Origin of the sequence: Micromonospora okii, assembly GCF_020884795.1 — a bacterium.
GTDB classification, from domain to species: Bacteria; Actinomycetota; Actinomycetes; order Mycobacteriales; family Micromonosporaceae; genus Micromonospora; species Micromonospora okii.
The window spans coordinates 208,280-234,804 of sequence record NZ_BBZF01000012.1 but is presented as its reverse complement, the minus strand read 5'-3'; the positions used below and the strand labels follow the sequence as shown (position 1 = coordinate 234,804).

2 protein-coding genes and 1 tRNA gene are annotated in these 26,525 nt (G+C 74.9%); 1 reads left to right on the top strand and 2 read right to left on the bottom strand.

Annotation, left to right across the window (positions count from 1 at the left end):
- Window positions 1-1,641: an HsdM family class I SAM-dependent methyltransferase gene (locus LPU43_RS00790; RefSeq protein WP_229397798.1), complete on the bottom strand. Its 1,641-nt coding sequence runs from the start codon at window positions 1,639-1,641 to the stop codon at window positions 1-3.
- 188 nt (window positions 1,642-1,829) lie between these two features.
- Here LPU43_RS00790 and LPU43_RS00785 point away from each other — a divergent pair.
- Window positions 1,830-1,903 (top strand) — tRNA-Met (locus LPU43_RS00785).
- 160 nt (window positions 1,904-2,063) lie between these two features.
- On the opposite strand, the gene LPU43_RS00780 is transcribed toward LPU43_RS00785, so the two are convergent.
- Window positions 2,064-26,525 (bottom strand): type I polyketide synthase (locus tag LPU43_RS00780; RefSeq protein WP_229397796.1); only part of this gene is annotated, 24,462 nt, incomplete at its 5' end.

The window sequence follows — 26,525 nt, the reverse complement described above, 5'->3', positions numbered from 1 at the left end:
CTACCTCTTTTCCAGAACGTAGAAGTTCGTTTTTGCCCGGCAGAACCCCTGGAACGCCTCCATTGGAATATTCACCACGCCGCGCAGGATGAACCTTTCCTCTAGCCATGCGGTGAACCAGCGGTACGAGGACGAGAAGAAGTAGGTTTCGGGGAGAATGATTCCGAGGCGCCCGCCCGTCATGAGTAGCTGATGAGCGCGCTCAACGAACACCAGCCCGATCTCCAGGTCCCTGTGCTCGCGGCCTCCCGCCTTGGTTACCGTGTAGCCGTTGCGCTTGCCGTCATTCTTTGCCACTTTGAGGTTCTTGCCGAAGGGTGGATTCGTGATGACGACCGAAAAGGTGCCGTCTTGCACCGAGGGAGGAAGGTGTGGGTAGTCTCGCTGCCAACGATCCTTCAGGAGGGTGTCCCCGACGTGGATGTGGGCTGAACCGTCGCCAAGGATCACCATCACGGCGCGTGCCAACTTGACGTTGATGGAGTCCTTGTCGACGCCGAAGACATGCCGGTGAGCCCACGTCCTTGCTGCGCCAGGGTTAGTGCCGACCCCCATCTTGCTAATACTCCTGAAGGCCTCGACCAGGAAGCCGCCAGTTCCGCAGGCCGGGTCGATGATTTTGTCTCCCGGTCGGATGTCCATCAGACGCACAGCGCTCGCGATTACTCTTTGAGGAGTGAAGTACTGGCCCTCGCCAGCCTTTAGGTTCGCTCTGCGGAACACCTGAAAGGCCGAGGAAACTGCTTCGGTGCCGACCTCTAGAAGGTTCAGGTTACTGAGCTCGTACACAGCCGCTTGGATCGTGTGGTCATCCAGGAAAAGGCCAGGCTCGTTGTCGTTTGCGAAGACGTCTCCATTTTTAATGCGGAGCTGTTCGAACTGACTTCGGATTTTCCTAGCGGTAGCCTGCTCGGAGGCGGAAAGCTGGAATGAAAGGGTTTCGTGGGGCTCGAAGGATCCCTGTGTGTCCGAGTCGAGCTTGAGCAGGAGAAGATTGCACAGCTGGTTTAGCTGTCCGTCGGATCGGGTCGATTTGCTGTCCCGAGCAACGATGGCATCGAGTAGTCGCCTGAAGACAGCCTTGAGGCTTCCGGCGTCAGGGATCACGAGGTCGCCGAAGGTTAGCGGCTTCTCGCTGGGCTGCTCGAAATTATCGCCGGGCCGAGGAATTCCGCTGTTCCTGCGATGCTGAAAGGTGCCGTCCGCTCGCTTTTGAACGGTGAGGGATTCGCTGCCATTGCTCCAGTAGCCGACCCGGGCTCTTGGCTCCCTGGCCAGGTAGATCTCAAGCTGTGAGGCACCTTCCGACAGGGTTGGCGCCTTGAACTCGCAGATCGCTAGTAGGTGCTCCCACTGCCCTGCTGTGCTCACATCATCGAAGATCGCCAAGTCGACGGGCCAGCCCGCGAACGATCGTCCCGCCTCACGCTTGGCAGCGTCGTGCGGTGACTGCGGCACTCTCCACTCGGGTTGCCACTGAAGCTGCGACTGATCCCATCCTGCTGCAATCAGCGCTTCGATCGTTGGGACTCGGACCCGTACGTGCTCCGGTCCGCCTAGCGCCCCTCTGGGCTGTTTCGCTTCTGGTGCCACGAGCAGGAAGCTTACCGAGTTAGGCGACGCCTGACAGCCCAGGCTCATCGGCATTCCCGTCGCGTTCCCGTAGAGCCCCGTAGAGCACTCGATCGGACTGGAGTCACGGAGCGCAACTAGAGCGTCCCTGACTGCGTTCCCGCAGCTAACAAGGGACACGTGCGCGGCCCGGACCGCCCCCGGTCGGGGGCCGCTCTGCTACGCCCGGGGGTGGTGAGGTACGGTGTGCGAACCGACGCGGGGTGGAGCAGCTCGGTAGCTCGCTGGGCTCATAACCCAGAGGTCGCAGGTTCAAATCCTGTCCCCGCTACAAATTGGACGGCCCTGAGGAAATCCTCGGGGCTGTTTCGCGTTCCCGACCAGGGGACAAAGAGATCGGCGAGCTCCGGCGCCGGTCACGGCGACCGGGACACGGTCCGGCCAGCCACAGCCCGTTCATCGCCGTGGCCGGCCCCGCAGCCTCGCCCACCTCACTTCCCGTCGGGGCCGCCGAGTTCGCGCCGGATGAAGTCGAAGATCTCGGCGTCGGTCGCGTCGTCCAGGGTCTGCGCGACCGGCTTCTCCTCGACCGCCGCCACCCGCTCGTCGCCCCACCGGGCGACGAACGCCTGGAGCTGCACCATCAGCTTCTGCCGGGTCAGCCGGTCCGGCGTGCCGGCGGCGAAGACGGCGTCCATCCGCTCCAGCTCGGCCAGCAGCGGGGCCGCCGTCGCGCCGTCGTCCACGAGCTGGTCCCGCAGGTGCCGGGCGAGCGCCACCGGGGTCGGGTGGTCGAAGACCACGCTGGCGGTCAGCCGGACCCCGCTGGCGGCGCGCAGCCGGTTGCGCAGCTCCACCGCCGTCATCGAGTCGAAGCCGACCTCCCGGAACGCCCGGTCCGGCTCCAGCGCCCTGCCGTCGGCGTGGCCCAGCACGCCGGCCGCCTGCACGCAGACCAGGTCGACGAGGATCGCCTCGCGCTCGGCCGCGCTCAGCGGCCGCAGCCGCTCCCGCAGCGCCGCCGCCGCCTCGTCGTCCGCCGGCCGGGGGGCGTCCTCGGCGGGCAGCGCCTCGTGCGCCTGCGGGATCTCGGTCAGCAGCGGGCTGGGGCGCAAAGCGGCGAAGGACGGCGCGAAGCGGTCCCAGCGCACGTCCGCGACCACGACCGACGCCTCGTCGCCGATCGCCCCGGCCAGCGCCTCCACGGCCAGCTCCGGCGGCAGGCCCACCAGACCCCGGCGGCGCAACTGTTCCAGCTCGGGCGACGCCTCGTCGGCCTGCCACGGCCCCCACGCCACGTCGGTGGCGGGGAGCCCGCCGTGCCGGCGGTTCGCCGCGAGGGCGTGCAGCAGCGCGTCGCCGGCCGCCTGGCCGCAGCGGCCGCCCGCCCCCCACACCCCGGAGATGGAGGTGCAGAGCACGAACGCGTCGACCGGCCGGTGGGCCAGCTCGTCGGCGTACCGGGGGATGTCGCCCACGGTCGCGTCGAGGTCGGCGGCCAGGCCCGCGACGGTCAGCTCCGCCAGCGGCACCGACGCGGTCTCCGCCGGGACGTGCACCACCGCCGTCACCGGCCGGTGCTCGGCGGCGAGCTGCTCCATCAGGTCCCCCAGCTTGCCCGCCGCCGGTTCCCGCACCGGCAGCACCTCCGCGCCCCGCCGGGCGAGCCAGGCCCCGGTGTGCCGGGCCAGCTCGCCCGCGCCGCCGGTGAGCACCACGGTCCCGTGCGGCGTGTACCCGCGTCCGGTGGCCGCCGGGCGGGCGGCGTCCCGGACCAGCCGGCGGCTGTGCGTGCCGGACGCCCGTACCGCGAGCTGGTCCTCCCCCTCGGTGTTGGTCAACGCGGTGACCAGCGCCGCGTACGCCGCCCCGTCCGGGGCGTCCGGCAGGTCCACGACGCCGCCGACGTGCCGGGGGTGTTCCAGGGCCGCGACCATGCCGAGGCCCCAGGTGGTGGCCTGCGTGGGGTGGGCGACCGGCTCCTCGCCGACGGCGACGGCGCCGGTGGTGGCCAGCCAGAGCGGCACGGCCGGGCCGCTGCGCAGGGCGTGCGCCTGCACCAGCAGCAGGTTCGCCGCCAGGCCGGTCGGCAGGGCGGTCCACTCCGGGTGCGGGGCCTCGTCCAGCGCCAGCAGGGAGAGCAGCGCCGTCGGGTGGTGCTCCGCGGCGAGCCGGTCGAGGTCGGCGGCGAGGCCGTCGCGGGTGACCGAGACCGGGTCGACCGTCAGGACCCGCACGGTCGCGCCGCGCGCGGTGAGCGCGGCGACGATCCCGTCCGGGGCCTGCTGGCGGGGGGCCACCACCAGCCACGCGCCGGGGTCGGCGGCGGTCAGCGGCCGGGGCCGCCAGGTGACCCGGTACCGCCACCCGTCGAGCGTGCCGTCGCGGTGCCGGCGGTGCCGCCACGCGTCCAGCTCCGGCAGCACCTCGCGCAGCGGCTGGTCCGGGTCGATGCCCAGCCGGCCCAGGTCCCCGTCGGTGACCGCCCGCCAGAACTCGTCGTCGACCCCGTCGGTTGCCGGGGCGGCGGACGCGGTCAGCGTCGGCCAGTACCGCTGCGGCTGGAACGCGTACGTGGGCAGCTCCGGCAGCTCGCGGGCGGCCGGGCGCGGCCCGGCCAGCGCGCCGAGCACCGCCGCCCAGTCCACGCCCCGCCCGCCGACGTGCAGGGTCGCGAGGGCGGTGAGCAGGGCCGTCGGCTCGTCCGCGCCGGCCCGCAGCGCCGCCACGGCCGCGCCGTCCTCCTCGTCGGGGAGCAGGTCGGCGGTCAGCGCGGTCAGCACGCCCCGGGGGCCCAGCTCCAGGAACGTCTCCGCCCCGGCGGCGCGCAGCGCGGCCACGCCGTCGGCGAACCGGACGGCCTCCCGCGCGTGCCGCACCCAGTAGCCGGGGGTGCGGATCTCGTCCGGGTCCGCGACCGCGCCGGTCACGTTCGACACCACCGGCAGCAGCGGGGCGGCGAACGTCAGGCCGTCGAGGACCGAGCGGAACTCGGCGAGCATCGGCTCCGTCAGCGGGCTGTGGAAGGCGTGGCTGACGGCGAGGCGGCGGGTCCGCACGCCCCGCTCCCGCCACACCCGCTCGACGGCGTCCAGGGCGTCGACCGCCCCGGAGACCACCACGGCGGCGGGGCCGTTCACGGCCGCGATCCCGAGCCGGTCGGCCAGCCCCCCGATCGAGGCCCGCACGTCGGTCTCCGGCGCGGCGACCGCCAGCATCCCGCCGCCGGCCGGCAGCGCCTGCATCAGCCGGCCCCGCGCCGCCACCAGCGCGCACGCGTCGTCCAGGGAGAGCACCCCGGCGACGTGCGCGGCGGCGACCTCGCCGATCGAGTGGCCGGCGACCTGGTCGGGGACCACGCCGAACGACTCGACCAGCCGGAACAGCGCCACCTCGACGGCGAAGAGGCCGGCCTGGGTGAAGACCGTCTCGTCCAGCAGCTCCGCCTCGGTGCTGCCCTCGTCGGCGAAGAGCACCGGCCGCAGCGGGCGCGGCAGCAGCCCGTCCAGCCGGGCGCAGACCTCGTCCAGCGCGGCGGCGAAGGCGGGGAATACGCCGTACAGCTCCCGGCCCATGCCGGCGCGCTGCGCGCCCTGGCCGGAGAAGAGGACCGCGAGGCCGCCCGGGCGACGCCGGGCCGTGACCAGCGCGGGGTGCGGCTCGCCCGCCGCGAGCGCCCGCAGCGCCGCCGACCGGGCCGGCCCGTCGGCCGCGACGACGACCGCCCGGTGGCCGAGGTCGGCCCGGGCCGCGACGAGACCCCACGCGATCCGGGCGGGGTCGTCGGCCCCGACAGACAGGTGATCGGCCAGCCGGCCCGCCTGGCCGCGCAGCCCGGCCGCGTCGGCAGCCGAGACCAGCCACGGTACGGGCGTCCGCTCCGCCCGCTGCGCCGCCTCGACCTGCCCGAGCGCGGACGATGCGGGCGGCTCCGGCGCGGGGGCCTCCTCCAGGATCACGTGGGCGTTGGTGCCGCTGATGCCGAACGAGGAGACGCCGGCCCGGCGCAGCCGCTCCGTCGCGCTCCACGGCCGGGGCTCGGTGAGCAGCGCCACCGCCCCCGACGACCAGTCCACGTGCGGGGTGGGGGCGTCGACGTGCAGGGTCGCCGGCAGCGTCCCGTGCTGCAACGCCAGCACCATCTTGATCAGGCTTGCGGCGCCCGCCGCCGCCTGGGTGTGCCCGATGTTCGACTTCACCGAGCCCAGCCAGAGCGGCCGCTCCGCCGGTCGCCCACGCCCGTACGTCGCCTGCAACGCCTGCGCCTCGATCGGGTCGCCGAGCGTCGTGCCCGTGCCGTGCGCCTCGACCGCGTCGACGTCGTCGGGCGTGAGGCCGGCGTTGGTCAGCGCCTGCCGGATCACCCGCTGCTGCGCGGGCCCGTTCGGGGCGGTCAGCCCGTTGGACGCGCCGTCCTGGTTGACGGCGCTGCCCCGCACCACGGCGAGGACGCGGTTGCCGTCGCGCCGCGCGTCGGAGAGGCGTTGCAGCAGCAGGACGCCGACGCCCTCGCCCCACCCGGTGCCGTCCGCGCCCGCGCCGAACGCCTTGACCCGCCCGTCGGCGGCGAGGCCGCGCTGCCGGGAGAACTCCAGGAACGCCCCCGGCGTCGCCATAACGGTCACGCCGCCGGCCAACGCGAGGTCGCACTCCCCGGAGCGCAGGGCCTGCGCGGCCAGGTGCAGCGCCACCAGCGACGACGAGCACGCCGTGTCGACGGTGACCGCCGGGCCGTGCAGGCCGAACGAGTACGCGAGCCGCCCCGACACCACCGACGCGCCGTTGCCGGTGGCCTGGTAGCCCTCCACCTCGGCGCGGGCGCCCAGCAGCAGGGTCGCGTAGTCCTGGCCGTTGGTGCCCATGAAGACGCCGGTGGCCGAGCCGCGTACCCGCTGGGGGTCGATGCCGGCCCGCTCGAAGACCTCCCAGGTGGTGTGCAGCAGCAGCCGCTGCTGCGGGTCCATGGCGAGGGCCTCGCGCGGGTTGATGCCGAAGAACGCGGCGTCGAAGCCGGCCACGTCGTCGAGGAAGCCGCCGCTGCGGGTGTGGCTGGTGCCCACCCGCTCCGGGTCGGAGTCGAAGAGGGCGTCGAGGTCCCAGCCCCGGTCGGTCGGCATCGGCGAGACCGCGTCGACGCCGTCGGCCAGCAGCCGCCACAGTTCCTGCGGGGAGGAGACCCCGCCGGGGAAGCGGCAGGCCATCGACACGATCGCGATGGGGTCGTCCACCGCCGGGCGGGTCACGACCACGTCGGCCGCCGGGCCGTCGTCGGCCGTGCCGGCCACCAGTCCGGTACGCAGGAAGCCGGCCAGTTCCGCCGCCGACGGGTGGTCGAAGACCACGGTCGACGGCAGGCTCAGCCCGGTGGCCCGGCCCAGCCGGTCGCGCAACTGCACGGCGGCGAGGGAGTCGAAGCCGAGTTCCCGGAACGCCCGCCCGGCCGGCACCTGCTCGACGGAGGTGTGGCCGAGCACGGCCGCCGCCTCGGCGCGTACCAGGTCGACCAGCAGCGTCTCCTGGTTGGCGGGCGGCAGCGCGGCGAGTCGGGCCCGCAGCCCGTCCGTGGCGGCCTCGGGCTCGGGCCGCCGCTCCCCGGCCGAGGCCGGGGCGAGCCGGTCGAACAGGTGGCTCGGCCGCGCCGCGGTGAACGCCGCGACGAACGTGCCCCAGTCGACGTCGGCGATCACCGGCACCGCCTCGGGGGCGTTCACCCAGCGGCCCAGGGCCGCGACGGCGGCGTCCGGCTCAAGGGGGGTGAAGCCACGGCGGCGCAGCCCGTCGGCGGTCTCCCCGGCGGCCATGCCGTCCGACGCCCACGGCCCGTAGGCGAGGGCGGTCGCGGGCAGGCCGGCGGCCCGGCGGGCGGCGACGAGGGCATCGAGCAGGGCGTTTCCGGCCGCGTAGCCGGCCTGCCCGCCGCCGCCCCAGACGCCGGCCACCGAGGAGAACACGACGAACGCGTCGAGGTTCCGGTCCTGGCAGGCGGCGTCCAGGTGCACGGCTCCGAGCACCTTGCCGGCGAGGGTCCGCGCCAGGTCGGCGGGGGTCGCCTCGTACGCGGGAACGGCCTCGCCGGCCGCGCCGGCGGTGTGCACCACGGCGGTGAGCCCCGGCAGGTCGCCGACCAGCGCGGAGACGGCGTCGGCGTCGGCGACGTCGCAGGCGACGATCCGAACCGAGCCGAGCGTCAGCTCGGCGAGGAGGTCGGCCGCGCCGGGGGCGTCGGGGCCCCGCCGGGAGGCGAGGACCACCTCGGCGGCCCCGTTGGCCAGCAGCCAGCGGGCCACGTGCCCGCCCAGCGCGCCGGTGCCGCCGGTGACCAGCACCGTGCCCGACGGCCGCCAGCCGTCGCCGGCGGGCGGCTCGGCGGGGACGAGCCGGCGGCCGAACACGTTGCTGCGGCGGACGGCCACCTGGTCGAGGGTGCCGTCGGCGAGCACCGCGACGAGCGCGGCGCGGGTGCTCGCGTCGGCGCGGGCGGGCAGGTCGATCAGCCCGCCCCAACGGTCCGGCTGTTCGAGGGCGACGGCCCGGCCCAGGCCCCAGGCCAGGGCCGCCCAGACGTCGCCGGCCCGCTCGCCGGCCGCCACCGGCAGAGCGGCCCGGCTCAGCGCCCACACCCGACCGGGCAGGCCGGTGTCGGTCAACGCCTGGGCGAGGGTGAGCAGCACCGCCGTGCCGGCGGGAAGCCCCGGCGCGTCGGGGAGGGACTGGTCCCGCCGGGGCAGGACGCACAGCACGCCCGCCCAGCCGTCGGCACCGACGCGGCGAAGACGCTCGCCCAGCGCGACCCGGCCGAGGGACGGCGACACGGTCAGCGTGTCCACGGCCGCGCCGGCCCCGGCGAGCGTCTTCGCCACGCCCGCGTCGGCACCGCCGCCGACGGTGACGACGAGCCACCGGCCGGACAGCCCGGCGGCCGGGGCCGGCCGCACCGGCTCCCAACCGATCCGGTACGACCACGCGTCCAGCGCCGTGTCCCGGGTGCGGGCCCGACGCCAGTGCGTCAGCGCGGGCAGGGCCGAGGCGAGCGCGTCCAGGTCGGCGTCGCCGCCGAGCCGGTCGGCGAGGGCGGTGAGGTCGCCGCGCTCGACGGCGTCCCAGAACTCGGCGTCGCCGCTGTCGACGACGGGCCGGGGGCGCGGCGCGGCCTCGGGCCAGTACCGCTGGTGCTGGAAGGCGTAGGTGGGCAGGTCGACCCGGCGCGCCCCGGTCCCGTCGAACCACTGCGTCCAGGTGACGGGGATGCCGTTGACGTGCAGCTCCGCCAGGGATGCCAGCAGTGCGTGGGCCTCGGGCCGGTCCCGGCGCTGGGCGGCGACGGCGAGCGCGCCCTCGTCGCCGGTCAGAATGTCGGCGGCCATCGCGGTCAGGACGCTCTGCGGCCCGATCTCCAGGAACGTGTCGACACCCGCGCCCCGCAGCGCGGCGACCCCGTCGGCGAAGCGCACGGCCTCGCGGACGTGCCGCACCCAGTAGTCGGGGGTGCGGAGGTCGTCGGCGTCGGCGAGCGCGCCGGTCACGTTCGACACGATCGGCAGCAGCGGCGCGGCGAACGTCAACCCGTCGAGGACGGCGCGGAACTCGTCCAGCATCGGCTCCATCAGCGGGCTGTGGAATGCGTGGCTGACGGTCAGTCTGCGAGTCCGCGCACCCCGCTCCCGCCAGGTTCGCTCGACCTCGTCCAGGGCGTCGACGGCCCCGGAGACGACCACCGAGGTCGGGCCGTTCACGGCGGCGATGCCCACCCGGTCGGTCAGCCCGGCGATGGACTCGGCGACCTGGGCCTCGGCGGCGGCGACCGCGAGCATTCCGCCGCCGACCGGCAGCGCCTGCATCAACCGACCGCGCGCCGCCACGAGCCGACACGCATCCGCCAGGGAGAGCATCCCGGCCACGTGCGCGGCGGTGACCTCACCGATCGAGTGCCCGCCGACGAAGTCCGGCACGATCCCGAACGATTCGACGAGCCGGAACAGCGCCACCTCGACCGCGAACAATCCCGCCTGCGTGAAGACGGTCTGGTCGATCAGCCCCGCCCCGTCGGCGAACAGCACCGGCTGCAACGGCTGCGGCAGCAGCGGATCGAGCTGCGCGCACACCTCGTCCAACGCGGACGCGAACACCGGGAACTCGGCGTACAACTCCCGGCCCATCCCCGCGCGCTGCGCGCCCTGACCGGAGAACAGCACCGCGAGTTGACCGCGTTCGGCGGCGGTGCCGGTGATCACGGTGCCGGTGGGCTCGCGCCCGTCGAGGGCCCAGAGCACGGCGAGCAGGTCGTCCCGGTTCGAGATCAGGGCGACTGCCCGCTGCTCCAGGGCGGGGCGGGTGGCCACCGACGACCACGCCACGTCGACCGGGGACAGCCCTTCGTCGGCCAGCCAGCGCGCCCACCGCCCGGCCTGCCCCGCGAGCGCGGCGTCGGTTCGGGCCGAGAGCAGCACCGGCACCACCGGCGGGACGGCCCGTTCGACCGTCTCGCCCTCGATCACGTCTGCGGGCGGCTGCTCGATGATGACGTGCGCGTTCGTGCCGGAGATCCCGAACGACGACACCGCCGCCCGGCGGGGCCGGTCCACCGCCGGCCACGGCGTCGCCTCCGTCGCCAGGGCCACGGCCCCGGCGGTCCAGTCGACGTGCGGGGACGGCTCGTCCACGTGCAGCGTCGACGGCACCACACCGTGCCGCATCGCCATGATCATCTTGATGACACCGGCCACCCCGGCAGCGGCCTGCGTGTGCCCGATGTTCGACTTGACCGAGCCGAGCAGCAGCGGCCGATCGACCGGCCGGTCCTGCCCGTAGGTGGCCAAAATCGCCTGCGCCTCGATGGGGTCACCCAACGTCGTGCCCGTGCCGTGCGCCTCCACGGCGTCCACGTCCACGGTCGCCAACCGCGCGTTGGCCAGGGCCTGCCGGATCACCCGCTGCTGCGACGGACCATTCGGCGCCGTCAACCCGTTCGACGCACCGTCCTGGTTCACGGCGCTGCCCCGCACCACGGCGAGGACGCGGTGCCCGTTGCGTCGGGCGTCGCTCAACCGCTCGACCAGCAGCATCCCCACGCCCTCGGACCAGCCGGTCCCGTCGGCGGCGGCGGCGAACGACTTGCACCGCCCGTCGGTCGACAGCCCGCGCTGCCGGGAGAACTCGATGAACGTCCCCGGCGTCGCCATCACCGTCACGCCACCGGCCAGAGCCAGGTCACACTCCCCCGACCGCAACGCCTGCGCCGCGAGGTGCAGCGCCACGAGAGACGACGAGCAGGCCGTGTCCACGGTGACCGCCGGCCCTTCCAGGCCGAACGTGTACGCCACCCGACCCGACAGCACGCTGCCCGACGTGCCGGTACCGACGTACCCCTCCACCTCGGCGGGCAGGTCGATCAGGCGCGTCGCGTAGTCGTGGTACATGACGCCCGCGAAGACGCCGGTTCGGCTGCCCCGCACCCGCGCGGGGTCCACCCCGGCCGACTCGAACGTCTCCCACGACGCCTCCAGCAACAACCGCTGCTGCGGGTCCATCGCCAGGGCCTCGCGCGGGGAGATGCCGAAGAAGCCGGGGTCGAACTCGCCGGCCTCGTACAGGAAGCCGCCCTGCCGCGCGTACGACGTGCCGCTGCTGTTCGGGTCCGGGTCGAACAGCGACCCCAGGTCCCAGCCCCGGTCGGCGGGGAACTCACCGATTCCGTCGCCTCCCTCGGCCAGCAATGCCCAGAGCTGCTCGGGGCTGGACACCCCGCCCGGGTAGCGGCAGGCCATGCCCACGATCGCGATGGGCTCGTCGGTGCCCGCCGCCGCGCTGGCGACCAGGTCCGCCGCCGTCTGGCGTACGCCGGCCAGCTCGGACCACAGGTGTTCGGCGAGCACGGCCGGGGTCGGGTAGTCGAACACCAGCGTCGAGGCCAACCGCAGCCCCGTCGCCGCGTTGACCCGGTTCCGCAGGTCCACCGACGTCAACGAGTCGAAACCCAACTCACGGAACGCCCGATCGGCCGGGACCGACTCCGCACCGCCACGCCCGAGCACCTGCGCGACGAGCCCCCGGAGCAGGAGCGCCACCTGGGCGCGGCCCTCGTCCTCGGGGAGCCCGGTCAGCCGCTCGGCCCAACCGCCACCGCCCTGCCCCGCCTGGCGGCGGGTCGTGGTCGTGCCGACCAGGGCGCGCAGCATCGGAGGCACGAGGCCCCCGGAGGAGGCGGCGGCCCGCAGCGCCGGGAGGTCGACCACCGCCGGGACCAGGACGGCCTGTTCCCCGCCCAGTGCGGCGTCGAACAGCTCCAGGCCGGTCTCGACGTTCATCGGCGGGAGGCCCGCCCGCGCCGACCGCGCCCGATCCGTCGCCTCCAGGGACGCCGCCATGCCGGCCGCGTCCCACATCCCCCACGCCAAGGAGACCGCCGGCAGGCCCAACCGCCGCCGGTACGCCGCCAACCCGTCCAGGAACGCGTTCCCCGCCGCGTAAGCACCCTGACCCGGAGAACCCAACACACCCGCCACCGACGAGAACACCACGAACAGGTCCAGATCCAGACCCGCCGTCGCCTCGTGCAACCACCAACCCGCCGACACCTTCGGCGCCAACACCCCCGCCAACCGCTCCGGAGTGATCGACGAAACCACTCCGTCGTCCAGAACACCGGCCGTGTGCACCACACCCGCCAGGCGACCCACCGAAGTGATACCAGCGACCAGCGCAGCAACCTGCTCCCGATCCGTCACATCGCAGGCCATCACCCGCGCCGACGCACCCAGACCCGACAACCGCTCCACCAACACGCCCACACCCTCGGCAGCCGCACCCCGCCGGGACACCAGCACCAGCGACCGAACGCCATAAGCGCACACCAGATGCTCGGCAACGAGCGCACCCAACGCACCCGTACCGCCGGTCACCACCACCGTGCCCTCACCCACCACCAACGGCTCCGACACCACCGCAGCCCGCACCAGACGCGGCACGAACACCCGCCCCGCGCGCACGGCGACCTGGGCTTCGGTGCCCGCGCCGGCCACGGCCGCGAGCAGGGACGGCACGGAAGTTCCGGCGTCGCCGTCCAGGTCGGCGAGGACGATGCGACCGGGGTGTTCGGACTGGGCGGACCGCAGGAGACCCCACACGGCCGCGCCCGCCAGGTCGGTCACCGGGTCGTCGTCCCCGGCGGCCACCGCGCCCCGGGTCACGACCACCAGCCGCGAGTCGGCCAGCGTCTCGGCGGCCAGCCACTCCCGCACCACGTTCAGCGCGCCGGTCGTCGCCGCCCGGACCGCGCCCGGCAGGTCGCCGTCCGGTTCCGGTGCGCCGAGGACCGGCAACACCAAGGCCGGCGGTACGGCCGCGCCGGCCCCGACGGCGGCCAGCACCGCCGCCAGATCCGGGTACGCGGACAGGCCCGCGAGCCCAGCCGTCCCGTCGCCCAGCACCGCCCAGCCGGACGCGTCACCGGCCGGGGTCACCTCCTCGGCCTGCCAGCTCACCTCGAACAGGGAACGCGCAGCGGCGCTCGGCGCGGCGACCCCGGTCAGCTCCCGCAACACCAGCGAGTCCACGGAGACGACCGGAGCACCCGATCCGTCCACCGCCACCAGACGAACCCCGGAACCCGCACGGCTCAACCGCACCCGCAACACCGACGCACCCGAGGCGTGCACCTGCACACCCTCGAAGGCGAACGGCACCCGAGGCCCGTCACCCTCCCCGCCCAGCAGCAGCCCGACCGGGTGCAGGGCGGCGTCCAGCAGCGCCGGATGCACCCCGAACGCGGACACGTCCGTCGCTTCGTCCGGCAGGACGATTTCGGCGTACACCTCGCCGTCGCCGGTCCACGCCCGACGCAGGCCCCGGAACACCGGCCCGTACACGAGGCCGTGCCCGGCAAGCGCCTCGTACCAACCGTCGAGATCCACCTCCGACGCGCCGGCCGGCGGCCAGTCGCCCGTCACCACCGGCTCGTCCGGGGAGGACGGCTCCAGGATGCCGTCCGCGTGCCGGACCCAGCCCGCCTCGGGGTCGTCGTCCCGGCGCGAGTAGACGGCGACCGCACGCTGCGGGGAGCCCGCCGGGGCGGCCTCCACCCGCACCTGAATCCGCACGCCTCCCGTGGCGGGGATGGTCAGCGGAGCGGCCACGGTCAGCTCGCGGAGGCGGGAGGCGCCCACCTCGTCGCCGGCCCGCACCGCCAACTCCACGAGGGCCGTGCCCGGAACCAGCGTCACCCCAGAAACCACGTGGTCGGCCAGCCACGGGTGCGTGGCCAGCGACAGCCGACCGGTCAGCACCACCTCGCCGTCGCCGGCCAGGTCGACGGCCGCGCCGAGCAGCGGGTGCCCGGCGTCGCCAAGCCCCGCCCCCGACACGTCCCCGACCCTGCGGCGCCCCGTCCCGGGCCAGTACCGCTGGTGCTGGAAGGCGTAGGTGGGCAGGTCGACCCGGCGCGCCCCGGTCCCGTCGAACCACTGCGCCCAGGTGACCGCGGCACCGTTGACGTGCAGCTCCGCCAGGGCGGCCAGCAGCGCCTGCGCCTCGGGCCGGTCCTTGCGCTGCGTGGCGACGGCGAGCGTGCTCTCGTCGTCGGGCAGAATGTCGGCGGCCATCGCGGTCAGGACGCTCTGCGGCCCGATCTCCAGGAACGTGTCGACACCGGCGCTCAGCAGCGCGGCGACCCCGTCGGCGAAGCGCACAGCCTCACGGACGTGCCGCACCCAGTAGTCAGGCGTGCGGATCTCCTCGGCGTCAGCCAACGCGCCGGTCACGTTCGACACGACCGGCACCAGCGGTGCCTGGAACGCCAGCCCCGCCAGGACCACGCGGAACTCGTCCAGCATCGGCTCCATCAACGGGCTGTGGAACGCGTGACTCACCGTCAACCGACGAGTCCGCGCACCCCGCTCCCGCCACACCCGCTCGACCTCGCCCAGCGCGTCAACGGCACCGGAGACCACCACGGCCGACGGGCCGTTCACGGCCGCGACGCCCACCCGGTCGGCCAGCCCGTCGAGGGAGGCCAGCACGTCGGCCTCCGACGCGGCAACCGCCAACATCCCGCCACCGGCCGGCAGCGCCTGCATCAGCCGGCCGCGCGCCGCGACGAGCTGGCATGCGTCGGACAGGGACAGCACCCCCGCCACATGGGCGGCGGTGATCTCACCGATCGAGTGCCCGCCGACGAAGTCCGGCACGATCCCGAACGACTCCACCAGCCGGAACAACGCCACCTCGACCGCAAACAGCCCCGCCTGCGTGAACACCGTCTGATCGATCAACCCCGCCTCATCAGCGATCAACACCGACTTCAACGGCTGCGGCAGCAACGGGTCGAGCCCGACGCACACCTCGTCCACGGCGGACGCGAACACCGGGAACGCCTCGTACAGCTCCCGGCCCATGCCCGCGCGCTGCGCGCCCTGACCCGAGAAGAGCAGGGCGAGTTGGCCCCGCTGCCCGGCGGCACCGGTGACGACCGCTCCCGAGGGCTCGCCCTCGGCCAGGGCGGTCAGCGCGGCGAGCAGGTCGTCGCGGCCGGTGGCGGTCACTACGGCCCGCCGCTCCAGAGCGGGGCGGGTGGTCACCGACGACCACGCCACGTCGACCGGGGACAGCCCCTCGTCGGCCAGCCAGCGCGCCCACCGGCCTGCCTGCCCCGCGAGCGCGGCACCGGTCCGGGCAGACAGCAGCACCGGCACCACCGGCGGGACGGCCCGCTCGACCGTCTCGCCCTCGATCACCTCTGCGGGCGGCTGCTCGATGATGACGTGCGCGTTCGTGCCGGAGATGCCGAACGACGACACCGCCGCCCGGCGCGGCCGATCCACCGCCGGCCACGGCGTCGTCTCCGTCGCCAGTGAAACGGCCCCCGCCGACCAGTCGATGTGCGGGGACGGCTCGTCCACGTGCAGAGTCGACGGCACCACACCATGCCGCATCGCCATGATCATCTTGATCACACCCGCCACCCCGGCAGCAGCCTGCGTGTGCCCGATGTTCGACTTCACCGACCCCAACAGCAACGGCCGATCAACCGGCCGGTCCTGCCCATACGTCGCCAGCAACGCCTGCGCCTCGATGGGGTCACCCAGCGTCGTGCCCGTGCCGTGCGCCTCCACCGCATCCACGTCGACCGTGGTCAGCCGGGCGTTCGCGAGCGCCTGCCGGATGACGCGCTGCTGCGACGGACCGTTCGGCGCCGTCAACCCATTCGACGCACCGTCCTGGTTCACGGCACTGCCCCGCACCACGGCCAGGATCCGCCGACCCTCCCGCCGAGCATCCGACAGCCGCTGCACCAGCAGCACACCCACACCCTCGGACCAACCCGTCCCATCGGCGGAGGCGGCGAACGACTTGCACCGCCCGTCGGCCGACAGACCGCGCTGCCGGGAGAACTCGATGAACGTCCCCGGCGTCGCCATCACCGTCACACCACCGGCCAGAGCCAGGTCACACTCCCCCGACCGCAACGCCTGCCCCGCCAGATGCAACGCCACCAACGACGACGAACACGCCGTGTCCACGGTGACCGCCGGCCCCTCCAGGCCGAACGTGTACGCCACCCGACCCGACAGGACGCTGCCGGAGTTGCCGGTGCCGACGTAGCCCTCGGCGTCCGGCGGCAGGTCGGCCAGCCGGGAGGCGTAGTCGTGGTACATCACGCCCGCGAAGACGCCGGTTCGGCTGCCCCGCACCCGCGCCGGGTCCAGCCCCGCCGACTCGAACGTCTCCCACGACGCCTCCAGCAGCAGCCGCTGCTGCGGGTCCATCGCGACCGCCTCGCGCGGCGAGATGCCGAAGAAGTCCGGGTCGAAGTTCGCGGCGTCGTGCAGGAAACCCCCGTGCCGCGTGTACGTCGTACCGCTGCGGTCCGGGTCCGGGTCGAACAGCGACTCCAGGTCCCAACCCCGATCGGCCGGGAACTCGGAGATGCCGTCGCCACCGGCGGCGAGCAACGCCCAGAGCTGTTCGGGGCTGGACACCCCGCCCGGGTAGCGGCAGGCCATGCCCACGATGGCGATCGGCTCGTCGGTGCTGCCGGTTCGCGCCGTCGACCGGCGGGCGGTGAGCTGACCGGAGACCTGCTCGTAGAGGTGTTCGGCGAGCACGGCCGGGGTCGGGTAGTCGAACACCAACGTGGAGGCCAGCCGCAGCCCCGTCGCCGCGTTGACCCGGTTCCGCAGGTCCACCGACGTCAACGAGTCGAAACCCAACTCACGGAACGCCCGATCCACCGGAACCGACTCCGCACCACCATGCCCCAACACCTGCGCCACCAGACCCCGCACCAGCAGGTCCACCTGCGCGCGGGCCTCGTCGGGAGCCAGGTGCGCGAGCTGGTCGGCCCAGTCGCCGCCGTGCCCGGCCTGCCGCCGGGTGACCGTCGCGCCGACCAGGGTCCGCAGCACCGCCGGTGCCTGTGCGCCGGGCGCGAGCGCGGCCCGCATCGCGGGTACGTCGAGCACGGCCGGCACCAGCACCGGCCGGGCCGAGCCGAGCGCGGCGTCGAACAACTCCAGCCCCACCTCGGGGCTCATCGGCGGGAGACCCGCCCGCGCCGACCGACCCCGATCCGCCTCACCGATCGACGCCGCCATACCGGCCGCGTCCCACATCCCCCACGCCAACGACACCGCCGGCAACCCCACCCGCCGTCGGTACACCGCCAGCCCATCCAGGAACGCATTCCCCGCCGCGTAAGCACCCTGACCCGGAGAACCCAACACACCCGCCACCGACGAGAACACCACGAACAGATCCAGACCCAGACCCGCCGTCGCCTCGTGCAACCACCAACCCGCCGACACCTTCGGCGCCAACACCCCCGCCAACCGCTCCGGACTGATCGACGACAACACCCCGTCATCCAGAACACCAGCGGTGTGCACCACACCCGCCAGGCGACCAGCCGAGGTCACCTCGGCCACGAGCCCGGCCACCTGCTCCCGATCCGTCACGTCACAGGCCACCACCTGCGCCGACGCACCCAGACCCGACAACCGCTCCACCAACACGCCCACACCCTCGGCACCCGGCCCCCGCCGAGACACCAGCACCAACGACCGCACCCCGTACACACGCACCAGATGCTCGGCAACGAGCGCACCCAACGCACCCGTACCACCGGTCACCACCACCGTGCCCTCACCCACCACCAACGGCTCCGACACCACCGCAGCCCGCACCAGACGCGGCACGAACACCCGCCCCGCGCGCACGGCGACCTGGCCGCCGCTGGCCGACGCCTCGGCGGCAACCCGGGCGAGCAGGCCCAGGGCCTCCGCGTCGAGGTCGCCCGCGACGTCGGCAAGGACGATCCGGCCCGGGTGCTCGGACTGGGCCGAACGGAGCAGCCCCCACACGGCCGCCCCCGCCAGGTCGGTCACCGGGTCGTCGTCCCCGGCGGCGACCGCGCCCCGGGTCACCACGACGAGCTTCGAGTCCGCGAGCTGGTCGGCCGCCAGCCACTCCTGCACCACGGCCAAGACGGCGGTGGCGGTCGCGTGCACGGCGTCCGGAACGGCTGCGGAGTCCGGGGCGGCCACGGGCAGCAGCAGCGTGCGCGGCGCGTCGGCCCGGCCGGCGTCCACCGCCTCAATCAGCTCCCCGATCCCGTCGTACGCGGACAGGCCCGCGAGGCCGTCGCCGCCCAGCACCGCCCAGCCGGACGTGTCGCCGGCCGGGTACGCCTCCTCGGCCTGCCAAGCAAGCTCGAACAGCGAACGCGCGGCGACGCTCGGCGCGGCCACCCCGGTCAGCTCCCGCAACACCAGCGAGTCCACGGAGACGACCGGCGCACCCGACCCGTCGACGGCCACGACACACACGCCCGAGCCCGCCCGGGTCAGCCGCACCCGCAGCACCGACGCACCCGAGGCGTGCACCTGCACACCCTCGAAGGCGAACGGCACCCGAGGCCCGCCACCCTCCCCGGCCAGCAGCAGCCCGACCGGGTGCAGGGCAGCGTCCAGCAGCGCCGGGTGCACCCCGAACCGCGCGCCCTCCCCCGCCGCGTCCTCCGGCAGGGCCACCTCGGCGTACACCTCGCCGTCGCCGGCCCACGCCCGGCGCAGGCCCCGGAACACCGGCCCGTACGCCAGGCCGTGCCCGGCAAGCGCCTCGTACCAGCCGTCGAGATCCACCTCCGACGCGCCGGCCGGCGGCCACGCGCCGACGCGCGGCTCGTCGGACCACGCCGGCTCCAGGACGCCGTCCGCGTGCCGGACCCACTCGGCGGCCGGGTCGCCCTCGACCTGGGAGTGCAGTGCCACGGCCCGCGCCCCCGACGCGTCGGCCGCGCCGACCCGCACCTGTACGCGCAGCCCGCCGGCCTCGGGCAGCACCATCGGCGCGGCCACGGTCAGCTCGCGGAGCCGGGAGAGGCCCACCTCGTCGCCGGCCCGCACCGCCAGCTCCACGAGGGCCGTGCCCGGAATCAGCGTCACGCCGGAAACCTCGTGGTCGGCCAGCCACGGGTGCGTGGCCAGCGACAGCCGGCCGCTCAGCACCACCATGTCCTCGCCGGCGACGGTGACCGCTGCGCCGAGCAGGGGGTGCCCTGCCGCGCCGAGGCCGGCGCCGGAGACGTCGCCTGCGCGCGCCCGGCCGATGCCGAGCCAGTAGTGCTCGTGCTGGAACGCGTATGTGGGCAGGTCGACCCGGCGCGCCCCGGTCCCGTCGAACCACTGCGCCCAGGTCACCGCGACCCCGTTGACGTGCAGCTCCGCCAGGGCGGCCAGCAGCGCCTGCGCCTCGGACCGGTCCCGACGCTGCACGGCGACCACGACGGCCGCGTCCTCGGCCGGCAGCGCGTCGGCCGCCATCGCCGCCAGGACGCTCTGCGGCCCGATCTCCAGGAACGTGTCGACACCCGCGCCGCGCAACGCGCCCACCCCGTCGGCGAAGCGCACGGCCTCACGCACGTGCCGCACCCAGTACTCCGGGGTGCACATCTCGTCGGCCTCGGCCAACGCGCCGGTCACGTTGGACACGACCGGCACCAGCGGTGCCTGGAACGCCAACCCCGCCAGGACCACGCGGAACTCGTCCAGCATCGGCTCCATCAGCGGACTGTGGAACGCGTGACTCACCGTCAACCGACGAGTCCGCGCACCCCGCTCCCGCCACACCCGCTCGACCTCATCGAGGGCGTCGACGGCACCGGAGACCACCACGGCCGACGGACCGTTCACGGCCGCGACGCCAACCCGGTCGAGCCCTTCGATCGAGGCCAACACGTCGGCCTCCGACGCGGCCACCGCCAACATCCCGCCACCGGCCGGCAGCGCCTGCATCAACCGACCCCGCGCCGCCACCAACGCACACGCATCGGCAAGCGACAACACCCCCGCCACGTGCGCGGCCGTGACCTCACCGATCGAGTGCCCACCGACGAAGTCCGGCACCACACCGAACGACTCCACCAGCCGGAACAACGCCACCTCGACCGCGAACAACCCGGCCTGCGTGAACACCGTCTGGTCGATCAACCCCGCCTCGTCAGCGAACAACACCGACTTCAACGGCTGCGGCAGCAACGGATCGAGCTGCGCACACACCTCGTCCAACGCCGACGCGAACACCGGGAACGCCTCGTACAGCTCACGGCCCATGCCCGCCCGCTGCGCGCCCTGACCCGAGAAGAGCAGGGCGAGCGGGCCGCGTGTGGCCTGCGTACCCGTGGCGACGCCGCCGGACGGCGAGCCGGCGGCCAGGGCGCGCAGCCCGGCCACCAGGCCCTCGCGATCGGTCGCGGCCACGACGGCGCGGTGCTCCAGCACGGCCCGGGACGTCACCGACGAGAACGCCACGTCGAGCGGGCGCAGGTCCGGTTCGGCGGCGAGCCACCCGGCCCAGCGATCCGCCTGCGCGGCGAGCGCGGCGTCGGAGCGGGCGGAGAGCAGCACCGGCACGACCGGCGGGACGACCCGCTCGGTGACCTCGCCGTCGATCACGGCGGCCGGCGGCTGCTCGATGATGACGTGCGCGTTGGTGCCGCTGACCCCGAACGAGGACACGGCGGCGCGACGGGGCCGGCCGGTCTCGGGCCAGGGCCGGGCCTCGGTGAGCAGTTCCACCGCGCCGGCGGACCAGTCGACGTGCGGGGACGGCTCGTCCACGTGCAGGGTCGACGGCACCACACCATGCCGCATCGCCATGATCATCTTAATCACGCCCGCCACCCCGGCAGCAGCCTGCGTGTGCCCGATGTTCGACTTGACCGACCCCAACAGCAACGGCCGATCGACCGGCCGGTCCTGCCCGTACGTCGCCAACAACGCCTGTGCCTCGATCGGATCACCCAGCGTCGTTCCCGTGCCGTGCGCCTCCACCGCGTCCACGTCCACCGTCGTCAACCGCGCATTCGCCAGCGCCTGCCGGATAACACGCTGCTGCGACGGACCATTCGGCGCCGTCAGGCCGTTCGACGCACCGTCCTGGTTCACGGCGCTACCCCGCACCACCGCCAGGATCCGGCGGCCCTCCCGCCGCGCATCCGAGAGCCGCTGCACCAGCAGCACACCCACACCCTCGGACCAACCCGTCCCGTCAGCGGAGGCGGCAAACGACTTGCACCGCCCGTCGGACGACAGACCCCGCTGCCGGGAGAACTCGATGAACGTCCCCGGCGTCGCCATGACCGTCACACCACCGGCCAGAGCCAGGTCGCACTCCCCCGACCGCAACGCCTGCGCCGCGAGGTGCAGCGCCACGAGGGACGACGAGCACGCCGTGTCGACGGTGACCGCCGGCCCCTCCAGGCCGAACGTGTACGCCACCCGACCGGAGACCACGCTGCCGGAGTTGCCGGTGCCGATGTAGCCCTCCAGGCCCTCGGGCAGCTCCTGCACCTGCGAGGCGTAGTCGTGGTACATGACGCCCGCGAACACACCGGTTCGGCTGCCCCGCACCCGCGCGGGGTCTACTCCGGCCGACTCGAACGTCTCCCACGACGCCTCCAGCAGCAGCCGCTGCTGCGGGTCCATCGCGACCGCCTCGCGCGGCGAGATGCCGAAGAACGCGGGGTCGAACTCGGCCGCCCCGGTCAGGAAGCCGCCGTGCCGGGCGTACGAGGTGCCCGGGTGGTCGGGGTCGGGGTGGAACAGGTTCGCCAGGTCCCAGCCCCGGTCGGCGGGGAACTCGCCGATGCCCTCGCCCCCGGCGGCCAGCAGTTCCCAGAGTTGCTCGGGGCTGGACACCCCGCCCGGGTAGCGGCAGGCCATGCCGACGATGGCGATGGGCTCGTCCATCCCGGCGCTCGCGGCGACCGCCTCGGCGGGGCCGTCGGTGGTGCCGGTGAGCTGCTCGCGCACGTGCTCCGCGAGGGCGGCCGGGGTCGGGTAGTCGAAGACCAGCGTGGAGGCCAACCGCAGCCCCGTCGCCGCGTTGACCCGATTCCGCAGGTCCACCGACGTCAACGAGTCGAAACCCAACTCACGGAACGCCCGATCCACCGGCACCGACTCCGCACCACCGTGGCCGAGCACCTGCGCCACCAGGCCCCGCACCAGCAGGTCCACCTGGGCGCGGGCCTCGTCGGGGGCGAGCGCGGCGAGGCGGCGCGCCCAGCCACCGGCCGCGCCGCCGCCGGCCTGCCGCCGGGAGGTCACGGTCCCGACGAGGGCGCGCAGCATCGGCGGCACGCCGGTGGCGGCGGCCGAGGCGCGCAGGGCGGACACGTCGACGACGGCCGGGACGAGGGCGGGGGCGTCGGCGGCGACGGCCGCGTCGAGGAGCGCGAGGCCGACGGGCGCGGTGATCAGGCCGAGGCCGGAGCGGGTGACCCGGGACCGGTCGGTCGCGCCGAGGGTGGCGGCCATGCCGTCGGTGTCCCACATGCCCCAGGCCAGGGAGTGCGCGGGCAGGCCGGCCGCCCCGCGCCGGCCGGCGAGGGCGTCGAGGAAGCTGTTCGCCGCCGCGTACGCGCCCTGGCCCGGGGAGCCGAGGACGCCGGCGATGGAGGAGAAGACCACGAACAGGTCGAGGTCCAGGTCGGCGGTGGCCTCGTGCAGCCACCAGGCGGCGTCGACCTTGGGGGCGAGCACCCGGGCCAGCCGGTCGGGGTCGATGCCGGTGACGACGGCGTCGTCGAGGACGCCGGCGGTGTGCACCACCCCGGCGAGCCGGTCGGCGTCGGTGAGCCGCCCGACGAGGGCGCGCAGGGCGTCGCGGTCGGTGACGTCGCAGGCGAGCACGTCCACCCGCGCGCCGAGGCCGGTCAGCTCGGCGGCCAGGTCGGCCGCGCCGGCGGCGTCGGACCCGCGTCGGCTGACCAGTGCGAGGGAGTCCACGCCCCACTCGGCGACGAGGTGCCGGGCGACGAGCGCGCCGAGGGCGCCGGTGCCGCCGGTGACGAGGACGGTGCCGCCGCGAAGGCGCGGGGCGGGCGCGGGTGGGGCGTCGGCACGTACCAGGCGGGGGGTGAGGGCCGCGGTGCCGCGCACGGCGAGCTGCGCCGCGGCCGGGTCGTCGACGGCGGTCGCGGCCAGCGCGACGGCGGGCGCGTCGAGGTCCCGGTCGAGGTCGGCCAGGACGATCCGGCCGGGGTGCTCGGACTGGGCGGAGCGCACGAGGCCCCAGACGGCCGCGCCGGCCAGGTCCTCGGCCGGGTCGGCGTCGGCGGCCCGGACCGCGTTGCGGGTGACGACCACGAGGCGCGTGTCGGCGAGGTCGTCGGCGGCGAGCCACGCCCGCACGGCGGCGAGCACGGCGGTGGTGGCCGCGCGGACCGCCGCCGGCAGCTCCTGCGCCGGCAGGTCGGCGGGGGTGGCGGGCACGGGCAGCAGGAGCAGCGGCGGTACGTCGGCGGCGGCGACCAGCTCGGCGACCCCGGGGTACGCGGGGGTGTCGGGCAGCGCGGGGTTGGCCGCCCCCAGCAGGGCGGCCCGGGGCGCGGTGGCGGGGGTGAGGGGCTCGGCCCGCCAGGCGACGCGGAACAGCGACCGGGCGGCGATGGTGGCGGCCGACGGGTCGACGCCGGTCGTCTCGCGCAGGACGAGGGAGTCGATCGACACGACGGGGCGGTCGGTGTCGTCGACGGCGAGCAGCCGCACGCCGGAGCCGTTGCGGGTGAGCCGGACCCGGAGGGTGTCCGCGCCGACGGCGTGCACCTGGACGCCCGCGAAGGCGAACGCCGCCCGGGGGCCGGCGGGCCCGTCGTCGCCGGGCAGCAGGGCGGTGGGGTGCAGGGCGGCGTCGAGCAGGGCGGGGTGCACGCCGAAGCCGGCGGTGCCGTCCCCGGGGCCGGCGGGCAGGGCCACCTCGGCGTAGACGGCGTCGCCGGCCGTCCACGCCCGCCGCAGGCCCTGGAAGACGGGCCCGTAGGTCATGCCGTGGCCGGCGAGGGCGTCGTACCAGCCGGTGAGGTCGGCCGGGTCGGCGTCGGCCGGGGGCCACGCGCCGAGGCCGGCGTCGTCGGCCGGGTCGGCGGCGGTGAGCACGCCCTCGGCGTGCCGCACCCAGTCGCCGTCCGGGTCGTGTTCGGGCTGGGAGTGCACGGTGACGTTCCGCCAGCCGGCCTCGTCGCGCGGGCCGACCCGGACCTGGACGCGGGTGCCGCCGGTGGCGGGCAGGGCCAGCGGGGCGGCGATGGTCAGCTCCCGCACCCGGCAGGGGCCGAACTCGTCGCCGGCCCGCAGCACCAGCTCGACCAGGGCGGTGCCGGGGACGACGACCGCGCCGGCCACCACGTGGTCGGCCAGCCAGGGCTGGGCGGCGACGGAGAGCCGGCCGGTGAGCACGGCCCCGTCCTCGCCGGCCAGCCGGACGGCGGCGGCGAGCAGCGGGTGCCCGGCCGCGCCGAGGCCCGCGCCGGAGACGTCCGAGGCGCGGCCGGCGGGCCGCAGCCAGAACCGCTCCCCCGCGAAGGCGTACGTCGGCAGGTCGACCCGGGTGGGGGCGGCGTCGGCGAACAGGGGGGCCCAGTCGACCGTCCCGCCGCCGGTGAAGAGCTCGGCGAGGCCGGCGAGGAGGGCGCGCGGCTCGGCGCGGTCGCGGCGCTGCACCGGCACGGCGAGGACGCCCTCGCCGGTGAGGGTCTCACGGACCAGGGCGGTGAGCACCGCGCCGGGGCCGATCTCCACGAAGGTGTCGACGCCGGCGGCGCGCAGGGCGGCCACCCCGTCGGCGAAGCGGACGGCCTCGCGGACGTGCCGCACCCAGTGGTCGGGGGTGCGCAGCGCGGCGGGGTCGGCGAGCGCGCCGGTCACGTTCGACACGACCGGCACCAGCGGCGCGTGGAAGGTCAGCCCGTCGAGCACGGCGCGGAACTCGTCGAGCATCGGCTCCATCAGGGGGCTGTGGAACGCGTGGCTGACGGTCAGCCGCCGGGTCCGCACACCCCGCTCCTGCCAGAGCCGCTCGATGTCGTCCAATGCGTCGACCGCACCGGAGACGACCACGGCCGACGGGCCGTTCACGGCCGCGACGCCGACCCGGTCGGTCAGGCCCTCGATCGAGGCAAGCACGTCGGCCTCCGGCGCGGCCACCGCGAGCATCCCGCCGCCGGCCGGCAGCGCCTGCATCAGGCGGCCCCGCGCCGCGACGAGCGCGCACGCGTCGGTCAGGGAGAGCACGCCCGCGACGTGCGCGGCGGTGACCTCACCGATCGAGTGGCCGCCGACGTAGTCCGGCACCACGCCGAACGACTCCACGAGGCGGAACAGGGCCACCTCGACCGCGAACAGCCCCGCCTGCGTGAAGACGGTCTGGTCGATCGACCCCGCCTCGTCGGCGAAGAGCACCGGCCGCAACGGCCGGGGCAGCAGCGGGTCGAGCTGCGCGCACACCTCGTCCAGCGCCGAGGCGAAGACGGGGAAGGCGTCGTACAGCTCGCGGCCCATGCCGGCGCGCTGCGCGCCCTGGCCGGAGAAGAGAAGGGCGAGTGGCCCCCGGTCGGTGGCGCGGCCGGTGACCACGGCGTCGGTGGGCTCGCCGGCGGCGAGGGCGCGCAGGCCGGCGGCCAGGCCGGCGTGGTCGGCGGCGAGGAGCACCGCGCGGTGTTCGAGGGCGGGGCGGGCGGTCAGCGACGTCCAGCCGGCGTCGACCAGCCGGGGCAGGTCGCCTCCGTCGAAGCGGTCGGCCCAGCGGCGGGCCTGGCGGGGCAGGCCGCCCTCGCCCCGGGCGGAGAGCAGCACCGGCACCAGCGGCGGCGCGGCCGGCGCGACCAGCTCGCCGGGGATGACGTCCGCCGGCGGCTGCTCGATGATCACGTGGGCGTTGGTGCCGCTGACGCCGAACGAGGAGACGGCGGCCCGGCGCGGCCGGTCCACGGCCGGCCAGGGCCGGGCCTCGGTGAGCAGCTCCACCGCCCCGGCCGACCAGTCGACGTGCGGGGTGGGCTCGTCCACGTGCAGGGTGCGCGGCAGCGTGCCGTGCCGCAGCGCCTGCACCATCTTGATCACCCCGGCGACGCCGGCGGCGGCCTGGGTGTGGCCGATGTTCGACTTGATCGAGCCGAGCCAGAGGGGACGGTCGGCGGGGCGGTCCTGCCCGTACGTCGCGAGGAGCGCCTGCGCCTCGATCGGGTCGCCGAGGACGGTGGCGGTGCCGTGGGCCTCGACGGCGTCCACGTCGGCCGCCGTGAGGCCGGCGTTGGTGAGGGCCTGCCGGATGACGCGCTGCTGCGACGGGCCGTTGGGGGCGGTGAGCCCGTTGGACGCGCCGTCCTGGTTGACGGCGGAGCCGCGCACCACGGCCAGGACGCGGTGGCCGCGTCGCCGGGCGTCGGCCAGCCGCTCGACGAGCAGCACGCCGACGCCCTCGCCCCAGCCGGTGCCGTCGGCGGCGGCGGCGAACGACCGGCACCGCCCGTCGGCGGCGAGGCCGCCCTGCCGGGTGAACTCGACGAACGCGCCGGGGGTGACCATCACGTTCACGCCGCCGGCCACGGCGAGGTCGCACTCCCCCGACCGCAGCGACTGCACGGCCAGGTGCAGGGCCACCAGGGACGACGAGCAGGCGGT

Excerpts from the sequence above, each read along its gene's own strand:
- LPU43_RS00790 (WP_229397798.1), bottom strand. The coding sequence starts at position 1,641 with ATGAGCCTGGGCTGTCAGGCGTCGCCTAACTCGGTAAGCTTCCTGCTC.